Consider the following 25751-nt stretch of genomic DNA (forward strand, 5'->3'; position numbering starts at 1 on the left):
AGAGTCGTGTTAGCCGCACGACTCTTCTATCTTTATTATACTGATTGACAATGAGTGAAGCAACGGCAAATTGATTGCCAATTCAAATAATCATAATTGCTCCTACTGCAAGACAAAAACTCATTGCAATAAATGGAGCAAGCGGGAACTCATAACGCATTGCCTTCCTTAAGCTTAATCGAATCCCTACGTAACACATACATAGCAATCCCATTATGAAAATAGTTATCAGCGTAAGAGGTAATCCAGCAACTAATCCAATGATTCCAAATAATTTAACATCTCCGGCACCAATTGCAGACTGGCGCATTAAAAAAATCAGCACCATTACTAGTGCTGGAATCAGTCCATATAAGTACGTCCACTCCATGGTTATCAATCGCCAGAATACTAGGATAATCAGTAACGGATGCGTCCATCGATTAGGAATGATACGCTCACGAATATCTGTATAAGCAAAATATACACACAAGATTGCAAGCCCACATAATAGTCCTTGATTCACCAGTAAGATCATTTAGTATAGACTCGCAAATCTTGGGTGTCATCGTACATACTTCCAAATATCGTTACGACTTTACCAGTACAAACGATCAATCCATTCTTACCGCTCGCATCGGTTGTAATCTTGATCGTGTACTCCCCATCTCTGGTATTTTTATTAATGTACCATTTTCGGTCAACATATTGTTCACCAGTTACTGGAGACACCGCTTTGTGCTTCGGCAGCACCCACGTTGCTTGATCTTGATCTCCAACAATTCTCTCCATATTCACCGTGTCTACTTTTTGACCTCGTGTATTGTAAATCGTTGCTGTAACTTTGGTCGGTCCGTGATAGCTCCCTCCGATCCGACGAGCTGTACCTTTATAGCCTTTCGGTACCTTTGTTTCCCAATCTGTGTCGTAGTTGGTCTTGACATTTAATTCAAAACCATAGCCTGCCCTTGTAACACTGTTCGGGTCTTTACCATGATCTTGGCTCCACGGGATGATCTCCCAACTGCCTCGCGAATCCCGATCACTGTCCTTCGGATGATCCGGATCAGTCGGAATCCCTTGCTTCGTATTGACCGTTGCCGACAATTTCAGCGATTCCTGATATCTCACCGATTTGTATTTCCAGATTGGTTTCTTATGCTTTCTACCTCGACGATCTTTATAAGTGTCATATCCCGTAATCGTCGGGTACGTCACTGACCAGTTTGCTGATACTTTATTCCCTTCACAGATTCCAACCTTACCGTCAGCCCCAACAATGATACATGTTCCAATCGCCGTGTTATTGGAATAGTCAATATCGTTTGTCTCTTGCTTCGGATCGACATCGACCATAAGTTGGTGATTTCCTTCGCCTTTACCAGTCCACTGGAAGGAACCTACCGTTGTGACTTGATTCGCTGGAAGTGTTTTCGTGGTTTCATATACAGTTCGCCCGTTATCCGTAAACCGGATCAACACGTCATTTTGTGTCGTTGGCCCGATATTCTTCACCTTGGCCGTAATCTTGGCACGATCTCCATCAGTCATCTTACCTGGATCGACCGTTACAGATTGGGCTACTAAATCTGTATAGTCGCGTGTCCACTCGTCCGTAATCGCGTTGTTGTCGTATGCCTTATTGGGATACTCGACAGCACGGCTTTCGTGCGATGGGTTGTTGATCGTGACGGCTATCTTAATTTTGTATCTTCCTGCCTGTTCTCCTACCTTTATATTGCCAAAATAATACGAATATTGCTGTCCATTCACCGTTTTTTTCGAGCTACCAGTGTACATGCCCTGCAAGATCTGATCTGCTCCATCTGGTCCTGTAATTGTTACTTTTGCCAGCAACGGGATACCCCGCTCACTGATATAGTCCGATGTCGTGTAATCCTCACCTTTATAATGAAACTTCACCCACAGTTGATTATTGTCTGTAAGCGTAAGCCCGTCTGGAATAAAGTCCATATTCAGCAGCTCTTCAATATTGATGGTTTTGATCGCAGTACGCCCATATCCATCCTCTAGGATTACATCAATGTCATTACCGAGATTTTCACGTAGCGTATTCAGATTCGTCACATTCACACTTCCGGTAGCTACATCTTTGTCTGTGGAGATCATTTTTCTGTCCGTAAGTGACATAACCTGCTTCAAATTTGGAAAAGTCCCTTTTTTCGTTGCTATGATACGGATATCACGTTGCGTAAAACCATACGCTTTATAGGATAGTTTAAATCCCTGATTAATACGCAAAAACGACAGTTCTGGCCATTTGGAAGCCGTATAAATGGCTTGTCGTTCAGATTTGCTAATTTTTTTAGTTTGGGAGAATTTAATTCCTATTCTTTGTACAATACCAGCAGTACGAAGGAATGGTACAGTACGGTCTAAAGTATAATAAAATTTATGCCCAGTTTTAAATTTAGTATCGTTAGCATTTTCTTTAAAAGTATCTCTAAAATATTTTAATTGTTTAGCAGGAATGTTTTTAGTCTGATTTTTTAACATTGCATCGAATAAGTCCCCTAAAGCTTGAGGACTTTTATACACAAGACCGAACCCATTTTCTTTATCAAAGTCAGTATCACCATATGCTTTTTTGACATTGAAAACATCATAATTTGAAATAGTGCTACTTTCATCATTTGGAAAATTGATAATACCTGTCCAGCGAGAAAGTTGCCATGGACGAATGACGGTATTTTCGCTGTCTATAGCAGGTACAACACCTTGAAGTGTTTCACCTTCATCATTATAGTTCTTTGAAATATAACTATTAAGCATTGGTATTTGAGCAGCAAATGCTTGTGAACTACTACAAACCAAACAAAATAAAATTAATAATAATATTACTTTCTTGTCCATCTACTTCCTCCTTAATGAAACATAAAAAAAGAGCCCGTTGATTAGACTCTTTTTCAGTATCATGCATCTTATTTTAGTTGAATTGCTAATGCAGTCACTGTTGCAATAGTTCCTACTTTTTCATTAAGCCTTTGATCATCAGTTACTACAATCGCTTTTGATAAATCTTTTACTCCTCTGAGGCTAGGATCTAAAAATACAAAATAATATTCAGATTGTTTTTGTGCGCCGTCTTTTACTTTATTAGAATCAACATAGTTAAATAGTAATGTGCCTGCATCTTTACCAACAGTGTAGGTATATGCCTTTCCAGCGACAAGATCCGTACGTTTGAGCGTTGTTGTATTATGATAAGCCACAATTCCTGATGGTACAGTAAAGGTGACTTTTCCATCTCTCTCTTTCATATTATTAACAAAAAGCTTTTTTGCCAAATCAGTAAACCCCGGGTCAAACTGAAAATTACCAGCTTCAGTTGTCGGAGATATTGGTTTTGTTATATTTCCTGTTGTGATAGCCACTAAGCTTTTATTTTGATTCCAATCAACCATAGCTCCCATCGCCTCAGACACAAAGCGCAACGGTACCACTGTGCGTCCTTTGATGACTTTTGCTGGCACATCCAACGTGATCACTTTGCTACCGACTGTTACCTTGCTGCTGTTGATCTTGAGTGTGATCGTCTTTCCGGACTGCTCAATTGTTACCGTTTTGTTGGCACTATTGTATTCAACTTTACCACCCAACGATTGGGCAACAAACCTTGTCGGAATCAGTACACGACTATGATCCAAATATGGCTTTTGATCCGGAAACTTCACAGGCGTCTGATTGACTGTTACTTTGATATCCGTAGCAGCTTGCACTGGGGCTGGCTGTAAAGTAGTAGCGATTGCCATCATTGTAACAACCACGATAAGTGCAAAATTCTTTTTCATGGTATTCACCTCTTTTAATGTAATTAGGAAGTAATATTCAAAAAAATCTATATATCTTTATTTGTAGTATACATCATCCTTTCTGACTTGCTTAATTCAATTTTATTGGTACGCCTCTCCACCCTTTATAAAATACAAAAGCCGATAATCGTATGAGAACCATACAACTACCGACTAGATAGAAAGTTAATATAAGACAGTATTTAAAACTTATTGATGAATAAAAGTATTAGGCACTTTTTGGACTAATTTTATTATACTGAGAAAAATAATAACTTTTGCTCATAATTTTTAAAACCCATATTAAATCTATATATAATTGATTAATAGATTTACAATTAATGCTAATTCATACGCAAAATCTTCCGATTAAGGCAACTTAATGGGCTATTTTTATTAATTAATCAACCCCTTAACATGTTTGGCTTATTATCTAAATATTTATTTCATCCACCTTCTAAAATAATTCATAGTAACAGTTGTTCTGCAAGATGCCTTATATTTTTAATAATGAAATAGTTTGTAAATTAATATATTGAGCTTGACTCTCCATTAATTATTAATACTCTGATAAAAAAGATAAAAGCTGGGCTTGTATTACATAAAATATTCCTAGAACCTTTGTAAGATAAAGAACCATTAAAACAAAAAGATTAATAAATGAAACATTTATCTTGATCATCTTATTTCGGATTTTGCTCTTACCCTTATTGCTCTACTAATTTGTTTGGTCAATTCTAATTTGGCATTTGCTCTTTCATCATCTGACATTCCCTTATGACAATTATATTGCATAATTCTTTTACCACGTAAATCAAAAGGTAATTCTTCCATCTTCCCATGAGCATTGTTGAAAATTAACACAATATTTTCTTCACCAAGTACTCCCTGAGCATATCCTAATTCGAAAAGAACATTTGGGTTTGGTGCTTTTTTTAGAGTTACATCAGATTTTAATACAATAGAAATGTCGGCTATAAACATAAAGCAATCATCAATTTTCTCTAGTATTGTTTTTGAAATATCAGGTGACCCAGCTCTATTAGAAGTATCCTTATCCAAAGAAAAAGGTAATGCTGATTCTGTATTAAATTGTTTAATAGACTTTTCTAATGCAGATTCAATAAAACTTCTATTAGTAGAGTTATCTAAATCACTTTGCCAAGAATAAAAAATATTTAAACCACGAGTTGTAATAACTTGTACTATAGATAATTTTATATTCTCTAGTGCGTCTATTAAATCTGCTACTTTAATACTTCTGCCTGACACACTTTCAATTTTATCACCCGAAATCATATTTGCCGTTTGAACGATACTGAGCACATCGATAAACTTATTTAATTCTTTAATAGGAAATATAGAAAGAAATAATTCGTCAAGTTTTCTTCCATCATAAAAAATATTATGGAAAGAATCTCTGTAATTAAATACTTCGTTATATGAATTTTTAACACTATTTACGTATAGTTCAATTAAGTCCAAGCTTTTTTTAAGCCGTTTGATCTCATTTTTATTCATTTTAAACTTACCCCCTCAAATTAGAGTTAATTATAACCTATAACTATTTTTCCTTTTATTAATATAATAGCATATTTATTTCTATAAAATTTACGTGTTCTTTTTTTGAGGAAGAAGACCAGTATAGTAAATAACAACAATTACTTACAACTGATCTTTTAATTATTCAAATAGTATTTTTACTTTTGCTGCCCTATTGGAGCTAGATACACCTTCCCATTCTCCTGATACTGCACAATCAAATTACGTTGCTGTTCATTAACACGTAGTACCACGACACCTGGCACCGTCCTACCTCTTTCTGCATCACCACTATTGATGATGCCCCCCTGAGAATCAAGAACCTTTTCAACTTCGATCCCTTTTAGTGTTGGGTCACTACGTACTTCGTCTCGATTGTCTCGCCCCTCGTAAGCTACTACATCCACTTTCACGCCAGCTCGTACTTCGCCACCAGCAGCGGTCGGCAAATCCACTTTTACACCGATCTGATATTCTCCATGCTTTAGAGCAATACTACTTCCTTTTTGCGATGCACTGGCTGTCGTCAAATGATTCTGCCGAATCATGCTACCTTCGATAAACCCAATAGCAGAAGCAAAATTCTGCACAGTGTCCAATTGGGATGCGTCCGTTAAAGCATCCGAAGGAATATCACTTTTTACTCTTTGTTGGATTTCGGTATTATTCTCATTCAGCTCTTGAAAAGGTAGAATATCCACTTTTGCTACCAATACTGGTATCGTAATACGCTGATCTTCAAGTTTTGCTTGTTGCCAGTTGAAACTCAGCAAAAACACAGCTAATGCGAGGATGAATAATATCAATAGTCGGGTTACGGGCGTCCACCAACGTTGTAATAATTGTTTCAAAATGATCCTTTCCTCCTTTAGTTATATTGGGTTTCTACTGGAATCCGCCGAACAACCGAGACTTTTTCACTCCAACCCGGTATCAACATTTTTGCCCGCGTGGAAAACTGACATGTCACGATTGTACTTCCGGACGAATTAGTCGTTATGTCTGTGATCAGTTGGCTCTCGTTCATATAATGCCCTTCTAGTTTCTCATCTAATTTCATTTGCGAACGAAAAGAAGCCCGGATCGTACTTCGTAGTACATCCGGGTCCATAATGACTTTCCCTCCATGGCTTGCATCCACTGCTTCTAATGCATGAATGACACCGATATTGATTGCCATTTCTAGGCGATCACCGCCCCGATGATGAATCGTTGTTACAATGATGATACTTCCCACTACTGGCACTACAATCGCAAACAACAAAATTATCGTCCATACTTTAAGCCAACCCATCATGGTTTCAGTCGCCTCCTCGCAACAGTATGCGAGCAGTACCAGGTATGGTCTCATCAATCTTCAATGTCTCGTTCATGATTCCAAGTAGCTTGTACGCCCAAAGGGGATAACTTGACGTATAATGGATAGTTAATGGGTCATAACGTTGTACTAATTTAGGAGTTGCTGCGAAAGTCACTTTACTTGGATCGTGCCCCATCGTTCGGATCATGTCTCGAAATCTCTGTTCGCTTCCGGCATCAGCTCCATTTTGCACTGTCATCACGCCCATTTCTTGTTTGGCCGCATAATTCAAATCGCTCTGATAGATAGACGCTATAATGAAATTGACAATGAATGCAACAATCACAACCCCAAAATAACCAAAGAAAAAGAGACCCATAATATCGGCTGCATTACCACGTTCTTGCCGGAACAAGAAGCTAAGGCGGCGTCGAATGTAGGTGAACATATGGCTTCCCTTCTTTCGATTATGAAATTTGATCCATCCAGCTTTTAGCCTTAGTGAATCCAGCTGTCACCAGCTCCTTGGCTTGTGGAACGAACATGACGATGAGTACCAGGCCTACAATAATGAGCGCCACAGCCTCAATGGAGATAACGCCTTTTTGAGTCGTAGCAAGAGTGTACATACGCCCAGTTATACTTTTATTCAAAGCAGTTACTTTTTGTTTGGAGTAGCCCAGTAAAAAAACCATTATTTGTTTTGCAGATTTCACAAGTAAAGTTGTGTTTTTGAACATTTTCAGCATTATAAAAGCTCCTTTTGTCCTGTACGGACTAGTTTTTAGAATCCATTGACTAATACAACAATTTTGCTTGCCATTAATACCATAAAAATGATACATATCAGAGCAGCAACACCGAAAAATACATTTAATAAAGCAGGTTTGGCACGGTTCTTTTCTTGTAAGCGCGCACGGCGTAGTGAGCGCATATCCATTTGGATCGATCGCAAAGCACTCTCCGATGCTTCAAATCCCGAATCGCGTACCATCATGATCACAGAGACCAAATTGTAGACAATAGGATGCCGTATACGATCAGCAAATTGCTGTAAGGCTTCATACTCGCCATAAGCAGAGTTTGTAATCAACTCTTTAAGATGGCGTGCTAGTGCCGGTTTACACTGCTGACTGACTTCGATCCAAATGCCTTGAAAGCTTTTGCCTGTTTCAAGTGCGATCTCCATTCGATCAAAGAGCAGAGGCAGATCACCCAGAATCAAGCTCTCATTCTTTTTTACTAACGTATCAATATGGCGTATGCCGACCCAAATCATAAAAAATAAGGCTAGGACTGCGATAAGATACATCAGTGGAAGATGACGTACTTGTCCAGCAATCACACAAGTCAAACTAACAAGAATAGATAATAAAAAAAGCCGTGTGAGGTACGCTTCCAACGTGTTGTTCTCACCCAGCTCTTCATATTTTTTTCGCAATTCTTCCGGTATGATACGGTCTATGAAACGGTAGATCATCTTCTGTATTGAGGACTGTGGTTGATGCCGAACACGTTGGAGCGCTTGAAATGCACGTAGCGTTTCTCTATACCTTGAAAATCCCGGCAACGCCAAAGAAGCCAACAAGAAAAACATCGTGGCTACGGACAGTGATATAAGGATACTCATGTTTCGATTTGAACTCCTTTCACGAATGATACGTTATGGATCAGGCATCACGCATATCAAAGCGTGTTAATCGGTTTAAGAACAGGACTGCAAAAAGCGTATTTACACTCAGGGCAGCAAGTAATCCTTGACCCAAAAATGTATTCATACTAAGCGTCATGGCAACCGTGTCTGCCATATTCAGTTCCATCCATTTGAATAGAAATGGCAGAGTCCACAACATCAGATGCAGAGTAATCATATTCCAGCGTTTTCGTTGATTGACCAATTCGACTTCTTGAATATCTAAAATATCCAGCGAAATATCATCAACAGTTTTAGCTATGCTACGCACCATTCGAAAACTATACCCTTCGTTTCGTCCAAGTAGTAGTTTCTCACACAGATCTTCAATGCGTCGAAAAGTCAATTGCTGCTTTAGGTAGTGTAACGCTCGCCCTGGTTCTCCCCGATCAATAGAGATGATTTTTAACATTTCTAAAAAAATAGGTTTGGTGGCTCCATTCATTAACGGCACCGTTATATCCAGTGCATACTCTAAACTTCCACCTTCTTGTAGTTTCGATGTAAGTAGTCGTAAATTGGGAACACAGCTCATCAAAACGCGTCGCTTTCGGCGATAAATGATATCCTCCATCACCAGCGTAGGAACCACCCACCCAGCAACGACACCAACGATAATCAGTAATATATTCTGCGTCAACCAGACCAGGATTGCCCCTACACCAAGCCCACAAGTGACCATACAACCATAATGAAAAAAAGACCATTCTAGTCCTAACTCTGCACCTCTACGCTTCATAGAGGGCACACCAAACCGGACTTTCCAAAATCGTTTTTTTTCGCCAAAAGATGTGTGTTGAGGTAAGATAAATGAAATACCTCCTACCATGAGAAAAGAAACAATCATTGAGACGATAATGGTCATCCTTCTACCTCCTGATAGGAAATATCTTCTGTCTCAAACCGGCACCAGCGCCGAATCTCCTCTTCTGAAAATTGATCCTGATTATAGATTTTGTCTCGCATCCGATTCGTTTTCAAATATCCTACCTGAATATGTCGCTTCGTATTTCGATCAAAGCGGAAAATGACATTCATGATCGGCTTTTCCACACCTTCATATCGAACCAACTCACCAATGCCCATAATGGGACGCCGACCATCACGCTGACGCTGCAAAAACAAAAATAAATCCAAAGATTGACTGATTTGAGCGGCTGCGGCTGGCGTATTACCACACAGTTGCAAAATACGTGTCGCTCCTTCATCCATGCCGTTTCCGTGTGTAGATGTCCAAACGACGTGTCCGGTATTAGCTGCTTTGAGCATTTCACTCGCACCATCCTCGTCGCGACTTTCTCCGATCAGAAAGCCCCACGGATTCAAGCGTAGTGTTGTCCGAATCAATCGGCTAGGTGGATAACTTTTCGCTGGATCTTCAACAATTTTGGTCAGCAGTGAGATCAGATTGGGATACTGTAAATATTGTTCTTTACTGCTTAACATGACTTCGGGTGAATCCTCAATACTGATTACTCGTGTTAAACGATCCAAATACAGCAAAAAGCGAATAATTGCTGTTGTTTTCCCCGCATTGGTTCCACCGACCGATACCACACTGGAGCCGGCTCGAATAGCAAAAGACAAAAATTCAAGCATTTCGGAAGAAGCTGTACCACTGGCGATATATTCTTCATCCGACAATACACGCGGTGGAAATTTACGGATAGAAACAATGGGTGATCCCATACTGAGTCCACTTCGGCGTTCCCGATCCGCCACTGCACAAACACGCGTTCCGTGATAGACGGTATCAATAACCGGCTCGTTACTGGTAAGTTGTTTGCCCATCACATTGAGCATCCGATTGATGATTCGGTACAAATGATCAATATCTTCAAACGAAACATCAGTCACTTGCATGACTTGTCCACTTTTTTCGATCACGATTTGCTTGGGGCCGTTAATTTCAATATTCACAACACTGGCATCATCCAATAGCGGTTGAAGTATACCCAGTTCGGTAATTTCCTTTTGTACAAACTGCGTTACGTCTTCTAAGGTACCCGGCAAACTACCTGCTCGAGACATGCGTAACAAATCGGAAATATAAAAGCGAACCCGTTGCCGAGCATCTGCATCCATCAAAGAAGCAACAAAATCGTCCAAATGCTGTTCTTGTAGTTGCTGACGAATTCGGTCAGCGACAGCGATCCAATCCTTCGTTTGCTTCAACGTAGAACGTATAGGTATAATCTCTGGTTCCAGCCCAGAAGAAGCTAGGAAATCAACGGAATGAATGTAACCGATAGGATACTGATCTGATATCGAAGCCCGTACTGCCGGTGCGGTATGACGAGATAGCGGCATGTCCTTGATTTTGTTCCAAAGTATTTTAGGGGACACAATTAACGGCTCTTTGAGCGTATGTGCGATTGAACGATCCGTCGTATAAAAAAAGAACTGCTGCGTAGGAAATTGATAATCTTCTGTCAGCCGTTCCATCGTTAATCGATTATATGTCCAATCCCCAATATCTCCGATCATAAGTATATGGATATCCGCTTGTTGCAACGAAAAAAATGTGGTCGCCATATCCAGCTTGCCTTGCGTCACTAGTAAAATCACATCATATTCTTCCAGTGTCTCATTCACAATCCAGCCAGGCAGATCGATCAGCGTTTTTGCATGCTGTACCTGCTTCATCAGAGACTGATCCAGCAGCACATGCGGATTCAGTAATATATAATCGGTTTGGCCTTGCCGAGAAATATAATCGGTCAGCGGTTTTAACTGTTCGCGATCCATATCGAGCAACAATTGATCCATACTTTGGCTGGATGAAAGTTGTCGCAACTCTTTATCCTTCCAAATGGTTGTTGCGAGTCTTGGTAAGCTAAGACAAGGCATTTCCACTACTAGTGTTTTCATCGTGGCAAATGATTGGAGCACTGCCATGACACCCCTACTGATATCGTTTAAATTAAAATTTGAAATCGAGATTACTCTGGCACGCTGAGGTGATTCTTCGGCTAGCTTGCTTTTCTCTGATGGCTCTTTTGGTTTCCACCATTTCAATCGATAATCCCTCCTTATCATTGGTTCAGAACCAGAATTTCCTACGTGGTTTTAACGTTAACTTATCTTGTAGTAACTGCCCTTTTTCGGTGAAAGGATGCGACAAAACATTCTGGATGATCGAAGCGCAATCTTCTTTTAATAAGGTCTTGCACAGTGTTGCTTCCTCTTCATGAGCATAATTCAGTACGCTATGTGCACGTTTCATCAAGAGTTGAGCATCACTTAATAATGGAACCCAACGAGCCATATCCCATGGCGAAGCTGGAAAAGCTAGGATTGGAATCTCACTCCGCATCAACCAGTGCGCTGTTGATTTCATGTTGATAGCACCTTGCTCACGCACTATCAGCACACCTAGATCCATCACAATAACCTCATATTTTCCACTTGTCAGAATTTCCATCAATTTCTGCTCGTCGGATGCTGGAAAGAGATCAATTTTTTGTACACGGATGGGGATTTTCTTTTCCGATGTAGGTGCCAGATAGCATAAATCAGAATGTTTTTGTGGGTCAGTGATTTCAATAAGAGCTGTTTTATACGTACGGGAGGCTTCAAATGCTGCTTGTATGGCTGTATGTGTCGTTCCACTCCGTCCAACGATCGCGCCTACTGCAATAACCATCGTCTGTGCTTTGTGCGCTACAAATATGGGGGCTACTATATCTTCTTGAGATACGTCTACCTTTCTGATTTCATGTTCAATCGGTACTTCTTCCAGTATTTGTTCTTCTTCAGGTAGCGGATAACTTTGTTCTATCATAGGCATAGGAGCAACAGCTTCAGTTTCTGACTCTAGTGGATCTTCCTTTGCTTCGATATCCAACATCTGCTGATCCTGCTCTACCATTTCAGTAAAGGCGCTAGTTTTCGATTTACGTCGTAGCCAAGAAGGAAGAGCAGACATTCGATTTCGTGCTTCTTCTTGAAATGACGATTGCCGAATCAATCTAGTATCGTGTTTTGACGAAGGTGTCGTTACATCTAGCTTAGGTACATCGGCAATCGTTTTTGGAGTGACAATCCAGGATACTATATCTTCAATGTCAAACTTTTCCGTCACATACACATCATAAATCCCGTACATTCCAAGTGCTTTTTGCCAGTCCAAGTCTGGCTCTGGCAAGATGACAATCAGCCGCGTTTGTGGGATACTCATACGAATCTTTTGAAGAAGTGTAGTACTTTCGCGTTTATTCGCGGCTCCTGCCGCCGCATCCAAAATGGCAACATCTGCTTGTAGTTTTCCTGCTTCTGCTGCAATGTAACATTGCTCCAGTGTCACATCTGTTCCCACAATAGTATAATCGCGGTGTTGTAAGGAAGTAGCTAAACGTCCCACGATGGCAGTATGAAAAACCAAATGTAGATTCATGAGGATTCTCCTTTTAGTGTGAATACCCATTGTAGTACTGACATCACGAAATCACTCAATGGATGCCAGTACTGAATAATGCAATAGCCTACAACGGAAAGGAACAAGGTCAAAAATGCAATAGCCATCACCTTTTTGAAAAATAGACCTACCGTTAATAGGATCATAAATACAATCAAGGCGATGGCAATATACAACTTGCCACCAGATTGTGCCATACCAAGCAGTTCTTCTCCCTTGTGCTCCAAATTGTCCCCCATTTGTTCCGGATTAAATTGTTCCATCCGTTCCTGAACACTACTTGATGAGGGTGTTGTTGCTTCTGCCCACGACTGAGCAGGCAGCAATAAGAAAAGCAAAAGTACAATGATCGTACACCCTTTCATGGTTTGGCTCCTTTACTTCATTTTGGATAACTGATCGTACAGAGCACTTACGTTCCGAGTCCAGTTATCTCCGTCGCCTGCGTAGTAGCCACTCGGATTATCCCGGCTACTAAGCCATTCAATTGGATTTACCTGACTTGGACGACCTTTGGACAATTTAATAATCGTATTGGCTGCAATACGCGCAGATTCACCTGTCGTCAATGTTGAGCCTTTCCCTGTACTCCACGAACCAAAGACGTTCCATGGATTACGGATAATTCGACTGGCTTGTGGATGACTAGCAGGAACAAATGATTGCTCTGCACCTGTGATGGCAAGTAACAAATGAGGATCTACATTTTTAGCTTTGCCAGCTGCATCAATCATTTTCAATGTCTTCACATTTGCTAATGCTGAGTTTCGTGCTTGAAGCCATTGTTGAATTGCAGCAATATGCAGTGCACGATACTTGAGCGGATCACCGGTATAACCGAAAAAGTCCATCGGGTCGACGGGATTACCACTGGTTCGAACCTCAAAGTGTAAATGAGGTCCAGTGGAACTTCCTGTTGTTCCCACTTCACCGATCGTTTGACCGGATTGGACTTCCTGTCCGCTTTTCACATTAATGCGAAATAAATGATAATACCTTGTCTGCATTCCATTTTCATGCTGGAGGATGACAGCATTTCCGGCGTTTCCCATGGCTGCTGCATACACTACAGTTCCATCTGCTGAAGCCAGTACAGTCGTGCCTTGTGGGGCGCCAATATCCACCCCATTATGCATTTTTCTCACTCCCGTTATGGGATGAATCCTCACTCCAAAACTGGAAGTGATTCGGTGTGATGCTGGAACCGGCCAAAGTAACGTTCCTCCTGCGACAGGTGACCACGAATCATCTGGTAAAAATCCACCCTCACTTTCATCCGCAACCAGATATTCCATCCAGTAATCCATTAGAAATTTTTGATCTTTTTCAATAACATTCCGTTTAACCAGTAGTTCCTGCATTGGCTCCCAATCTTTTTTCGTTGTCTCTACACTCGTTACAGCAAACCAATATACGGTTTTCGTTAACTTTCCGCATTTTGAGCTTTTCGTTTTTTTCGATGTATTGATACTTGGCTCATATGCATATACAAACTCGTTCTGCATGGTATTGGCTTTCATGAGTAGTTCCTTGTTCACTATCGTTGTTCGCTCTTTGACTACATAGGATTTTTGGGTTGCTCCATTGACGCCGCCACCAACTGCGACACAGATCTGCTCGACCGTTTTCTCCTCACGTGTTTCCCACGTGAAAAGCGGTCGCACTTCTTCAAACATCTCTTCCGGCTTAGGAATAAAATTCTTTTGTTCCATAACTTCTGCCTCAGGATCATAAGTTTTTATAAACTGCGGATCGTTCAGCGTTCGATCCATAATAGCTAGCCATCCCCATGGCAACTCATAGGGATCAACTTGCGAGAGCTGATGATCATTCAAATCTTCATTCCATCGCGCCGCAACGGTTTGATAATCCTCCAACACATCCGATTGTTCCTCTTTGGTGCCAGAGAAGAAGGCTTGTGTCGGATCAGTGGCTGTACCGAGAATCGCTTCTTTGGGCAATTCAAAAATGGCATAGTACGCCACAATACAAATGATTAGAATCGCACCAATGCCCAGTATATACGGCCATGTAGATGACCAAAGCGCTCCTAATGCCTTCATTAAAAGGCGTTGCAGCACCATTTTGGCAGCGCGTTTACCCCACTCTCCCATGTCCATCAAACTACCTCCTGCTACAAGTCATAATTGTAGTGACGAGATCCGGAACGAGTCGGAGGCTGCTCAACCTCTGCTCTATTAGTGGTAGTTGGAATCGGACGTACAGGTTCTTGCGTTACCGAATCAGCTCGATTACTTGGAGTAGGTGCCGACGGTCGTTCTCGTTGCTTGAGGAACGGTGGGATCGTTGCAACAGAGTCAGAACCGATACCCGAATCTTGTTTTACTACAGGTATATGACCCTTCGATTGTCCAAGCGAAAAAATTACAGGCGCCGGTTTAGAGAAGCGAGGCGAAGCCTTGCCCCTCACTTTGTTCTCCGTTCCCGAATGTGGTAATGCACTAGGTAATGCACTAGGTAAAGCATGATGCCCACTTTCAGATTTCGGTTTATTGCTAATCGGTGTAACTGGTACGTGCCCTGATGCAGTGACCGATTCTTTCGATAGCGTTGGGATCGTTACAAATGGAGTCGCTCCTGATGATACCGCTCCTAAAGAAGAACTTGATTGCGACTGATCTGAACGAAACGGATGAATGTTTGCCTGCATAGGCTGTATCATATGATGCCCGGAATCTGCGCTAGAAGGCTGTACGGATTCGTCCAAAGTCGATCCACCTTCTCCCACTTGTGGAATCGAAGATACCATATCTGCCGCTTTACGTTGTTCTTGCCAATGCTGGATGCCCTGCATAGCAGCTTTGGATACTTGAAACCCGCCTCTTGCCAACATTTCCGTTCCTTTCCCCGCCCAGCCTCCTACTTTTGCACCTACGGCAGCGCCAACTAGCGGATTCCCTGCCATCAGTCCAATGGACGTACCTGCCACCGTTCCTGCGGCTTTCGCTCCATAATTTAGGGCAAACCCAGCGACTTTTCCGCTACTCTGCGCTGCTCTACGTTGCCAAGTCGGAGCAGCCATTGTCGGTGCTCCTGTACCGTTACTTGCAGCAAACCCGCCTTCGGATTCAGGCAGATTACCTTCTCCACCTGATCCATTTTGCTGTCCTTGTCCTGTATCTTTTCCGCCCTTCATTTTCTTGCCAGCATCTTTGGAGCGAAACATACGTCCGAGTGCCATCATACTTCCGACACCAAACATGGAACCAAGTCCACCACGCTGTTGTTCTTGACCGCCCATTAACTTGTTTAAAAGAGCATAGATACCTGAGAATCCAAATAAGTAAGCAACGATGATCCAGTTGGATACACCATCAGAACTGTAACGTAAGAGCAAGAAAAATAGCCCTAACGCCAAAGCATGGGCACAGGGCATAATCATATGAGACCAAAACAAATCCCACCAGGTTTGCAAACTATGGCGAAATTTAGGGAAGATCGTGAGCACCGCCGAAACCACAAAGGTAGAGACAAGAATCATCAGCATGATGGTTCGCATGGTATATTGATAATTGAGTATTGCCGTCATTATCGCTGCAAGTAGAACCAAAACACCGACAACAAATCCACGATATTTGATCATTTCTCCATAGCTTTCAGCACCATTGCCCCAGATCATATTCAAAAATTTGTCCATCTGTACACCATGATCAACAAGTGCATTCCAGATGATATTGTTGAACGTTTCCACCACATCGGCTACAAATCGCCAAATATAGTATCCAAAACGAATTGATAATATAGCTATGAAAAAAGCTGCCATATAGTCTTTCCATTGACTACGTGTTTCTGCTCGTGTGCTATTCCAGAGAGATAACAGGGACAGTACAACGACAATCATAACGACCGGGTACGGCATGAAATGCTCAAACGTTGAATACAGCGCATCGACTGCACTCATCATGCCTTCGTTGAAAACACCGAGATACAAATGGTCTTGTACACCATCACCTTGTAGAAAACCATCACTGGTAGGATTCGGATTCTTATTAAAAACTAACAAGGTCACATCTTTCATGCCGAAAGATTGAATTAAAAAGTTAGCTGTTCCGATTAATACATCCGAAACATTTCGTTCAAGCAGTCCTGGCTGGTTCTCTTCATTGGAATAATACGAATTCATTTGCTTTCCAATAACACCATTACTTTTGGATGACTCCGACGATTCAGACGACGTGTTGTCCTTCTCTTTTTGCTGTGCGACAGCTCCTTGAGCATGAACAGATATTGGTATAACAGTGAGGCAAAGTAGCGAAACAACACCTAATGACCAAAGCCACTTACGCATAATTTCCACTCTCCAATTCCCGAATATACTGTTTACGCTCAGCATATGCACGATCGTTCGGATCAGTGGTGAACAACATATGCTCAAGTGGAGAGGCATCCACATGAGCAATGACGGACTGATTATCCACTTTGATCAGCATATCGCCTTTTCCAGCTTGATACACAAGGAAATCCGCCTCGCCTTCGGTCAGTGCCAATTTTCCTCGTACAGCATCAATATCCAGTGCTTCCTGAATCCCAATAATCTTAATCGGGCTATTTTTGATGGCTGCCATACCTGCTTTAGATTGAGTGAACACTTCCAACCCTTGCGTAACCGATATAATCCCCGTATTAGTAGAACGTCCCTCGCGATAAGCACGCTCAGACCATACTGCTCCAAAATCTTCGTCCAAAAAGATATTTTGACATTCCTCAATAATCAAATTTTTTCGGATATCCAGAAACTTCTTACACCAACGCTCCATGAGCCAGTTTTCAGTAACAAATAGACCAATTGGACGCATAATTTCAGCATCTAATCGATTGATCCCAAATGCAAAAAATGGTGCACGCTTTAATTCAACGGTTGACTGCCCATCAAAGATGGCGTACGATTTCATCGTTCCTTTTTGCGTAAAAGGACTTAGCAGTTCCCCAGCCTTCCGAATATCTTCGTTTGAGTTTTGTGCCATTTTATCAAGCAGTCCAGAAAGGATCGGCATGTGTTTACGTCTTTGTCGTGTACGAAATTGTCCATCATTTCTTGCATCCACCTCAACTAAACTAGTTGGATCAGACGTAATGCCTGCATCTGCATACTGTTCACGGATTGCTTTTCCAATAAATACTTTAACAACACCAGTTAAAACCTTGCGATCATATACGGAGATCATTTTAAAGACGACTGCTTGTACAGCATTCGCCGCCTCTTCAATATCTACAAAGCGAGTGCCGTCTACTAACTCGGTCACATCCACATCGTAAGGATTCAAGCGATGTTTACTATGTTCACTAAGCTCAATGTAGGGACAACCATTTGCCCTTGCAAAGTCAGCATACTCACCTTTCCAATCAATCACGCCAATTTGTCTTCCAATATGCGTTGACCGATGGGCAAATAACATAGTGCAGTAGGTTTTGCCTCCACCTGACCTTGCAATAATACACATGTGATAATTTACAAGATCCGGATGCCAATTATCTAACCAGACTGGGCGCCCCTTTCGATCTTTCCCCATAATAACGCCGGTTCGATGATTCAGGCTTCCTCCACTAAATGGGAATAAATCAGCCAGGTTAGAACTTTCTAGTGACAGTACATGCTCTTGTGCATGGTTATAGACTGGTGCTGTAGGCAAAACAGCTTGTAAGGCTGCTAACTGCTGTGCATCTGCGGATCGTAAGTACAACGACTTACCAGAAAACCGTTGAATTAAAGATCGACAGAGTTTCATTAATGATTTCCAATCGGTTGTACTGACAACCACTTGGATACTTACACGAAAACTTCGTTCAATATTGAGTCGAATCCGTTTTTGACGTTGCTTGAGATCAACAATTTCGTCTCGCATCGCATCAATTTTACGAACATCTTTTTCATCCGCCAAATCAGACAGAAGACCGGCTATTCTCCGACCAATTTGATTGAGTTCTGTATCATTGGCTGACGGAAACACATGAAGAATTAAATCGACATCTCCTTGACCGTTCTTGGTTTGAATTAAAGAATCGAGCATTTTAGCCCATGTGTTTCCAGACGCGATTTCGACAAAAAAACTACGAAAATAACGTGCGGCTGTTATCGTACCGCCTACTTCCACTGCATAACTATCTGTCTTCACCTGCTCCGCTGTTAAGTCACCAGGTAGCGTTTCTTTCATCAAAGAAGGAGCGGCAAAATCAATGCCGTTCGCTTTTCCCACATCCAAAGATGGTTCTTCAGCTTGATTCAATGAAGACTTTTTCCATCTCCACTTCAAGCGATTTCCTCCTCAGATGACATGTCACCCTTCATGGACATGGAAGTTTTGGTTCGTTTAAAGCTATCTTTCATCATGGCATCGATCATTCTCGCTTGAGAAGACAATTCACGGTTCAACGTCTGGTACGTATAGTTCCAAACGCCAGCGCGATCGAGACGCAAATAGCGCATCCCAATTTGCTCACAAAAACTAAAAACATTCTCCGCTGCTTCTTCCAACATTTGAAGAGCCAATTCATTCTTTTCTTCATTGGATAATCGATTTTGGGAAGAACCAAGCTGACCCAGTGCAGCATCGACTTTACTAATACCAATCTGCACACCATTCACTTTAGCTGCTTGTACCGGGTCATATTCGAGAATAAAATAACCTCGGTAATCGCGAATCGATTCATGTTCTAAGCTTTCGTCCATATACGCACTAACCATTCGTCCGGATTCTTTGAGCGCTGGATAATCATCAGACAATTGTGCTACCGATGTATCATAATCTCTAATGTAATCCTGCATTTCAAACAGTTGCGATTGCATCACCATTTTATACGGTAGGGATAGCGTATTGATTAATCCAAAAAAATTAGACCAAATCGCTTTTTGCTCTTCTATGGATGCATTATCTGTATTAATCGGAGCTACTTCTAAGACCAGCCGAAAAATATTGCCCTGTTGACTCATACCATCCCATGTTACGACAGGGTGATCTCCACCAATCATATGTTGCACGGTTAGTTTACGAGAAGACGTTTTTTTCTTGTTTCGAAAACATAAAACAATTACAAAAATAACGATAGCGATGAACCAAATCATTCAAGAACCTCCTTTACGATACAAGAATAAACGCTTTTTGGTTCGCAAGCGGATGATCATGACATAGTATTTCCAAACTGGCAGATTCGTTGAAGTTTGTCGAAAATAACATAAATACATGGAAATTACGAAAGGAATAGCATAATGCAAACGGGAATACAGCCAGTCATTCCCTATTGGAGGAACCAGATGACTCATTTTTATAGATAAATAAATCCCCGATCCCCACCATAACAGTTGCCCAGAACTAAGGCCGATACCAAACACCGATAAACACTTTTCCTTGATTTTGCTCTGATACGGAATTGGATGAAAATGTCCCCACATATGATCTTCCTTTCTCTTACTTCAATGTTTCGGCAATATCCACGCCAAAAATACCGAATAAAAACCCTAGAATAGGCTCCGTCCAGAACGTGAATGCCAGACACGCTAAGAATGCTAGCGATTGAATTTTAGTCTGACGCAGTGTGTCTGGACTGAATCCAGCTCCAAAAAAACAAATACCCAGCCAAATACCAAAAATAATAGCACCAAAAATAGCGATATGACGAAATTTGTCTAAAAAACTGTTTGTAGAATTATCGACTTGGGTTTCTAATTTATCAGTACCTGTCAGTTTATCTTTAATGCTTGAGCCGCCACCGTTGACCCCAGTAGCATGAACAGTTTGCTGCGGTAACACCACACCCATAACAGATACCAGCGATATAACCAAAACCAATAACATTATCCTTCTCTTACATTTCTGTAAAATCATTCAACGTTCTTCCTCTCAACCAAATTTCAAAACAGAATTTGAAAATATTGATAACCCTCCAATACCATCCATGCTCCCCAGCCTGCAAGACTAAGACTTTCGACAAATACTGGCGGGATACCAAACAAAGGTACACCAAACTTGAAAGGAATAGGCCAAAGTAAAGCAATACGCCCCGTAAAAAGATCAAGCAACAAATGTGATCCGTAGCCAACCAAAAATGGCCACTGCCAGCTTGCATGGAAGCCAAGAAGTAGCCATATACCTAATCCAAAAATTAGACTATGCGTAATCGTACGTTTACCAAAACTCTGCTCCAAGGCTGTTGGCAGGATGGGAACAAAACGTCCCATTAGGCTGTTTGCGCGATCGATATCCGGAAGTAAAGATGCTACGGCAACGATTAGCAATGATACAGGAGAATGGATCTCCAATAATGCAGCAACCGTCACACTACCAATCAAGTGTGTAGCACCGTTCATAGCGCCTTACCCTTCAAAGCACTCTCACAGATCATGTTCAAAAACGTATCTGTCAATTCAGGGTCAAATGCTTTCCCTCGTTCATAACGAATATAATCCAGCACCTGACCTAGCGCCCAAGCTGATTTATATGGACGTTCCGAAGACAAGGCATCGAATACATCACACAGTGCGACAATCCGACCAGCAAGTGGAATTTCTTCGCCTTTGAGCTGATTCGGATAACCCGTTCCATCCCATCGTTCGTGATGTGTCGCAATAATTGTTTTAGCTACGTCCATTTCTTCGCTGTTATACACGGATAAAATAGACAACCCATACTCTACATGTCGCTGCATCATCTCCTGTTGCACTACAGTGAGCGGCTTTGGCGATTGTAAAATGGATAAGGGAATCGAAATTTTTCCGATATCGTGGTACTTTGCTCCAATACCAATCAACTCTGCCTCACGCTCAGTGATAGACAACATTCGTGCAAAGTCTGTTGCTAACACGCTGACACGGCTAGCATGCTCTGGATCCACTATACGGAGTACATTTTGTAAAATCACTGACTTTCATCCTCCCTTCTTACATGGACTGCACAAGCAATTTGATGGCTGTTTTTCGTTCTCCATCGATCTCAACATCAAAGAATGACGGAACGACTACCAAGCTATAACCATTTGACACGGTCATCCCCCGTGCCACGGCTACAGACTTCATCGCCTGATTGAGTGCTCCGGCACCAACCACTTGTAGTTCAGTTACTTTTTCGCTCTGGATCGCAGAAGCGATAGCTCCAGAAAGAAAACTGACTTTCGTCTTTGTTGATACCTTGTACACTACTACTTCTTCCTGACTGCCAACTGTCGCTAATTCTCCTGTACGTGCTATTGCCATATTGATTTCTCCTCGCACTTTATTTTAATGGACAATGCTGCCCACGCCCTTTGGAATGCAAAAAAGCCAGCAGTCGTATGAGAGTTCATACAACTACTGGCTTCGCTTTTTATTTTGTACATATAGTCTTTTGAAAATAAAAAAGGCCCCAAACTGGGCTTATGTAACACAAATTGATGATAGACGCTTTTTGGGCTAACTCCATTATAATAACAAAAGCAATAGTAAGCAAGAACTTTTGTGCGTATTTTTCACTTTTTGAGCTATAAGATCATGTAAACATGGGGCTGAGGACAAAAAGGAAGCCGCTGTGCCGATCACTTCCCACATCAGCAGGCTATGTAGCCATGCCATGGTACCATCCATTCCCTCAGCCCCTCTACTAGAGTGACTATACCTTCATTGTAGCAGGAAGAACAACTCTATCTGCCCTACCATTCATAGTTAACTTATTTCTTAGTATTATTTATAGAACAAAATCATTTAAATATGGTACTATTTTCTAAAGGAGTATAAAAAAATAAATTAAGTAAAATAACTAACCGCACTGAAAGGAAGCTGACTATGAAGTATATGCCTATTTTTAGATTTCGTGATAGCGAGAAAAAAGTACTTGAAAGTGTAGCTTATTCTAGCAAAATCATACCACTTATTGAAATTATCCAAGAGAAAAGACGCAGCAATATGAATGTGGATTGCTTTGATGAAATCAAATCTTATATTCAATCCACTGGCAATCGATTATTCATCGATGTTCCTCTGTACATTAAGTTAAAATCCAATACTGCACCAAACGTAGCTAATTTTCTTCGCCCGATCCTTGCTAATCCTTCTTTACGACTTTCCTATTTTAATCACTTTGTTGGTGAAAATATTATTCCTGTTGTAAGCTATAATCCTCACACACCCCTTTTTCAACAAAACTTTATTTCTAATGAGATCATGCAGCTAAGGAACTCTTTTGATCAAATTGCGATTCGGATTTCATTAAACCATGCACAATCGGCTTTGAATGAAGCGTCCCCTTACTTAATTCCAAATGATATCATCATTCTTGATTTGGATACGACTTCACATACAGACTCGTCTTTAGTACCTTTTTATCAGTACATTATTGACTACGCTCAGCAGCACCAATGCCAAACCGTGTTAGTTCGCGCTGCTATCAGCCCGGATACGACTAACACAGGTCTAACAAATAATCAGGTTATCTCCACACTGGACAATACCTTATTAACAAATTACAGCAATTACGGCTTTGATGCTTTTGGAGATTATTGTGGTATTAAGAAAGACGAACTAACCGAAGGGGGAAGTATCAGTCCCGGCTGTATTTTTTATCATTGGTGGGACAACGCATACTATGGTCATAAAGGAATTTATAAACAAGCGCCTACATTTACATCAATGGTTGTCCCTTCTGTAATGTCTTCTATATCATGGAATAATTATCAAACTATAAGCCGCCAAGCTCATGAACACTCATGTCCAGGTTGTAGAATGATCAGCAATATAGCAAGAGGAACAGAAGCTGGTAATTCCGCTCCAAAGTGGAAAATTATTATATCCAGTCATTATCTGCATACGATGGAAGAGTTCTTATAATATACCCAGTATGGATCAGCATTGGATTTAAAAAAGGATTGAATATCAATAGGTTCAATGCTATCTATATGACTACAAACAAAATCCCACCGTTTCTGGAATCGCGCCTTAATCTTTTCCTTGAAATGGTGGTTTATTTTTGCGCTTGATAAAGATAATGAAATAAGTTCTTGTTTAGACTGTCGATCCAAAGAATCAATATTTAGATTTTCTTCTTTTAGAATCTTATCTAGTTCTTTTGCTGTCAAAGTAGATAATTGAAAAGAAGCATCAATATTCGGATTTCGTAATCGCTTTTGTTTAAAACTAAATGGTAAATCCGTTTTGCAATCATTATAAGTAACGATTCCACAAAAAGAAGGTACGTTTTCTTTCACCTTTTTGTAGTGATACGGATGACATACAACCTGTACATATTCAAATGCCTTACTATAGTCAGATATTTGTTTTTCCAACTTATCAAGTGAATCCAGTTCAGTTTTAATTTCATAGGCATAAGAATGTCCATTGATACGTGCATAATCCAAACGACTAGAACCTAAATTCAATTCAAACATGGATACTTCGCCTTTTCGGTGAAGATACTTTTGTGATAAATGATACTTTACTTTCTTTTCACCAAAATACAAATTCATAACAATATTATTAACTAGCTTATGCCCAACAATATGTTCTTGATATGGAGAAATAACATCCTCGTAAATCATTTCAGGAAGTGTTCGTTTTAATAAGTCCCAAACCTGATTATCCAGTAAAAAAGGATGATAATGATCATGTAATGTTTTGACGATACGCGTCAATTCTTCCGCTGTTGTTCGCTGTTTTAGATCACTATGGATATTCATTTCAACGCTCCTTCACCACGCAATTATAGAATAACTTTCAGCAAAATGCACGAATTCTCTCTTTTACACTTTAATTATTTTATAAAAAAGGGGGTTAATAACAAATATTAGTCAATCCTAAAACTAATCATTCTCTGCTAACTTTTATTTACTCTTCATATGAAAGTTTAGATTTAATTCTATAACAGATCCTATAAATCAACTTGCTCCGCTTGGATGGTACATACCAAGTAACTTCTTGCCACTATGTTCTTTTTCAGCTTTCCATAATGATTGAGAATATCCTCTACCTCTTTCACGTTTATCTGCTCTTTTCTACACAGTATCATCCACTGAACATTCTTCCCATGTGTAACTGACGTTTTGAGCAACCCAATGTTCGACAGCCGCTTGTAACGCTTCTTTGGAACAGATGGGCTTTGCCTCTGATCCATATTCTTTCGTCCATACTAACTGAAGGTCTACTTCGTATTCGTCTCCCTCTCCGAAATGAAACAGAACACGAATATTTTTAAATGGCTGCATACTTTACCTCCTTCGCATATTTATAGAGTAAGAAGTAAGACCCATACACAAAATTCGCTCAACCCTTGATACGAAAGCATTTATAGCTATTTTAGGGTGTCACCAAAACGGGACACAGGTGTCACCTTTTGGTGACACCCCCTATGCAAAAAAATAGCCTATTTATTCTCCATTTTTTTACGCAATTGCTGTTGAAATTGCAAAAATTGCTTTCGGTTTACTAATCTCCCATAGGTTGCATAAGGTTCTACAATGGCTTTAATAGGTAGTTTTATCCCTTTCTTTTCTAACAGATCATGATGAGTCATAAGCTGCGTAATGCCACTTTCTAGCTTATTTTTGTCGCCACAACAAATAATCTCTGGAGATAAAAAAAACGGACGCTTAGTCACTTGGCGTCCGTAGATGCGGAGTTCATAAATATTTGCAAACTCATACATCACTCCTTTTTGTATGAGTTTGGATAACATTTCGCTTGTTTTTTGACGGCTGCGCTTCAACAGTGAAGCTAACTCTACAACTGAGCAATATTGATCTGTCTGTGGATCGATAATGGCATTTACACCTATTTTGAGTAAAGGTGAGAGGGTAAAAATAAACGCTAGTTCAGCAGGAGTTAAATACTGTTTTTGGCATAAATAAAGAATATTAGGATTAATTGTCTGTGAAAAAGGAGTACGATTAATGCGTTTTTGCCGAATAATGGTGAATCCTTGCTCCTCGGCTTTAACAGCCTCTTGATTGACTACACTTAGGTTCACTTCGTTACGGCATTTTGCCCGTTGCTCCGCTTGGTTCAGTCGCTGCTCTAATTCATTCGCCACCTTT

26 protein-coding genes are annotated in these 25751 nt (G+C 40.7%); 1 reads left to right on the forward strand and 25 read right to left on the reverse strand.

The features are described 5' to 3' along the window. Positions 1-82: 82 nt before the first annotated feature. The 22 genes from QCD85_RS06100 to QCD85_RS06205 form a co-directional block, all read right to left on the reverse strand. On the reverse strand, positions 83-517 hold the full coding sequence (locus QCD85_RS06100; RefSeq protein ID WP_301261980.1) for a prepilin peptidase: 435 nt from the start codon (positions 515-517) through the stop codon (positions 83-85). Next, a complete protein-coding gene (locus QCD85_RS06105; RefSeq protein WP_301261981.1) occupies positions 514-2853 on the reverse strand; it encodes a CARDB domain-containing protein in 2340 nt (779 codons plus the stop codon). The genes QCD85_RS06100 and QCD85_RS06105 overlap by 4 nt, the downstream gene beginning before the upstream one ends. 68 nt (positions 2854-2921) lie before the next feature. Further along, positions 2922-3791 (reverse strand): copper amine oxidase N-terminal domain-containing protein, encoded by an 870-nt coding sequence (locus tag QCD85_RS06110; RefSeq protein ID WP_301261982.1) that lies wholly within the window; start codon positions 3789-3791, stop codon positions 2922-2924. Between the two features lie 678 nt (positions 3792-4469). Beyond that, complete coding sequence (locus QCD85_RS06115) at positions 4470-5312, reverse strand: TIR domain-containing protein (RefSeq protein WP_301261983.1); 843 nt, start codon at positions 5310-5312, stop codon at positions 4470-4472. Positions 5313-5491: 179 nt separating this feature from the next. Continuing rightward, positions 5492-6106 (reverse strand): RcpC/CpaB family pilus assembly protein, encoded by a 615-nt coding sequence (locus QCD85_RS06120; RefSeq protein WP_301261984.1) that lies wholly within the window; start codon positions 6104-6106, stop codon positions 5492-5494. A 95-nt stretch (positions 6107-6201) separates the two neighbouring features. After that, positions 6202-6630, reverse strand: a complete 429-nt coding sequence (locus tag QCD85_RS06125) for a hypothetical protein (RefSeq protein WP_274172665.1) — start codon at positions 6628-6630, stop codon at positions 6202-6204. 4 nt (positions 6631-6634) lie between these two features. Continuing rightward, on the reverse strand, positions 6635-7081 hold the full coding sequence (locus QCD85_RS06130; RefSeq protein ID WP_274172664.1) for a hypothetical protein: 447 nt from the start codon (positions 7079-7081) through the stop codon (positions 6635-6637). Positions 7082-7100: 19 nt separating this feature from the next. Next, complete coding sequence (locus QCD85_RS06135) at positions 7101-7382, reverse strand: hypothetical protein (protein ID WP_301261985.1); 282 nt, start codon at positions 7380-7382, stop codon at positions 7101-7103. 35 nt (positions 7383-7417) lie between these two features. Continuing rightward, entirely contained in the window at positions 7418-8263 is an 846-nt protein-coding gene (locus QCD85_RS06140; protein WP_301261986.1) for a hypothetical protein, read from the reverse strand. A gap of 40 nt (positions 8264-8303) precedes the next feature. Further along, on the reverse strand, positions 8304-9065 hold the full coding sequence (locus QCD85_RS06145) for a hypothetical protein (protein WP_301261987.1): 762 nt from the start codon (positions 9063-9065) through the stop codon (positions 8304-8306). A gap of 122 nt (positions 9066-9187) precedes the next feature. Beyond that, positions 9188-11344 (reverse strand): ATPase, T2SS/T4P/T4SS family, encoded by a 2157-nt coding sequence (locus tag QCD85_RS06150; protein WP_301261988.1) that lies wholly within the window; start codon positions 11342-11344, stop codon positions 9188-9190. A 25-nt stretch (positions 11345-11369) separates the two neighbouring features. Next, positions 11370-12722, reverse strand: coding sequence for a hypothetical protein (locus QCD85_RS06155; RefSeq protein WP_301261989.1), 1353 nt, complete (start codon positions 12720-12722; stop codon positions 11370-11372). Further along, positions 12719-13108 (reverse strand): hypothetical protein, encoded by a 390-nt coding sequence (locus QCD85_RS06160; RefSeq protein WP_301261990.1) that lies wholly within the window; start codon positions 13106-13108, stop codon positions 12719-12721. Before QCD85_RS06160 ends, QCD85_RS06155 begins: the two co-directional genes overlap by 4 nt. Before the next feature lie 12 nt (positions 13109-13120). Further along, a complete protein-coding gene (locus tag QCD85_RS06165; RefSeq protein ID WP_301261991.1) occupies positions 13121-14806 on the reverse strand; it encodes a M23 family metallopeptidase in 1686 nt (561 codons plus the stop codon). 71 nt (positions 14807-14877) lie between these two features. Further along, positions 14878-17052: a hypothetical protein gene (locus tag QCD85_RS06170; protein ID WP_301261992.1), complete on the reverse strand. Its 2175-nt coding sequence runs from the start codon at positions 17050-17052 to the stop codon at positions 14878-14880. Then, on the reverse strand, positions 17045-19015 hold the full coding sequence (locus QCD85_RS06175) for a VirB4 family type IV secretion system protein (protein WP_301261993.1): 1971 nt from the start codon (positions 19013-19015) through the stop codon (positions 17045-17047). The genes QCD85_RS06170 and QCD85_RS06175 overlap by 8 nt, the downstream gene beginning before the upstream one ends. Continuing rightward, complete coding sequence (locus QCD85_RS06180) at positions 19012-19824, reverse strand: hypothetical protein (protein ID WP_301261994.1); 813 nt, start codon at positions 19822-19824, stop codon at positions 19012-19014. Before QCD85_RS06180 ends, QCD85_RS06175 begins: the two co-directional genes overlap by 4 nt. A gap of 343 nt (positions 19825-20167) precedes the next feature. Then, positions 20168-20584, reverse strand: coding sequence for a hypothetical protein (locus QCD85_RS06185; protein WP_274172653.1), 417 nt, complete (start codon positions 20582-20584; stop codon positions 20168-20170). Between the two features lie 26 nt (positions 20585-20610). Beyond that, positions 20611-21066, reverse strand: coding sequence for a metal-dependent hydrolase (locus QCD85_RS06190; RefSeq protein ID WP_301261995.1), 456 nt, complete (start codon positions 21064-21066; stop codon positions 20611-20613). Further along, positions 21063-21590, reverse strand: coding sequence for an HD-GYP domain-containing protein (locus QCD85_RS06195; protein WP_301261996.1), 528 nt, complete (start codon positions 21588-21590; stop codon positions 21063-21065). Before QCD85_RS06195 ends, QCD85_RS06190 begins: the two co-directional genes overlap by 4 nt. A gap of 46 nt (positions 21591-21636) precedes the next feature. After that, positions 21637-21948, reverse strand: a complete 312-nt coding sequence (locus QCD85_RS06200; protein WP_301261997.1) for a stage V sporulation protein S — start codon at positions 21946-21948, stop codon at positions 21637-21639. A gap of 204 nt (positions 21949-22152) precedes the next feature. Next, on the reverse strand, positions 22153-22314 hold the full coding sequence (locus tag QCD85_RS06205; protein WP_301261998.1) for a hypothetical protein: 162 nt from the start codon (positions 22312-22314) through the stop codon (positions 22153-22155). Between the two features lie 198 nt (positions 22315-22512). On the opposite strand from QCD85_RS06205, the gene QCD85_RS06210 reads away from it, so the two are divergent. Further along, positions 22513-23553: a beta family protein gene (locus tag QCD85_RS06210; protein WP_301261999.1), complete on the forward strand. Its 1041-nt coding sequence runs from the start codon at positions 22513-22515 to the stop codon at positions 23551-23553. On the opposite strand, the gene QCD85_RS06215 is transcribed toward QCD85_RS06210, so the two are convergent. From QCD85_RS06215 to QCD85_RS06225, 3 genes are all read right to left on the reverse strand, one after another. Beyond that, a complete protein-coding gene (locus tag QCD85_RS06215; protein ID WP_301262000.1) occupies positions 23523-24398 on the reverse strand; it encodes a sce7726 family protein in 876 nt (291 codons plus the stop codon). The two genes, QCD85_RS06210 and QCD85_RS06215, sit on opposite strands and share 31 nt — an antisense overlap. 315 nt (positions 24399-24713) lie before the next feature. Beyond that, a complete protein-coding gene (locus QCD85_RS06220; RefSeq protein WP_301262001.1) occupies positions 24714-24923 on the reverse strand; it encodes a hypothetical protein in 210 nt (69 codons plus the stop codon). Positions 24924-25081: 158 nt separating this feature from the next. Continuing rightward, a complete protein-coding gene (locus QCD85_RS06225) occupies positions 25082-25747 on the reverse strand; it encodes a hypothetical protein (protein WP_301262002.1) in 666 nt (221 codons plus the stop codon). Positions 25748-25751: the final 4 nt, after the last annotated feature.

The organism is Paenibacillus sp. PsM32, assembly GCF_030433815.1.
Lineage (GTDB): Bacteria > Bacillota > Bacilli > Paenibacillales > Paenibacillaceae > Saccharibacillus > Saccharibacillus kyungheensis.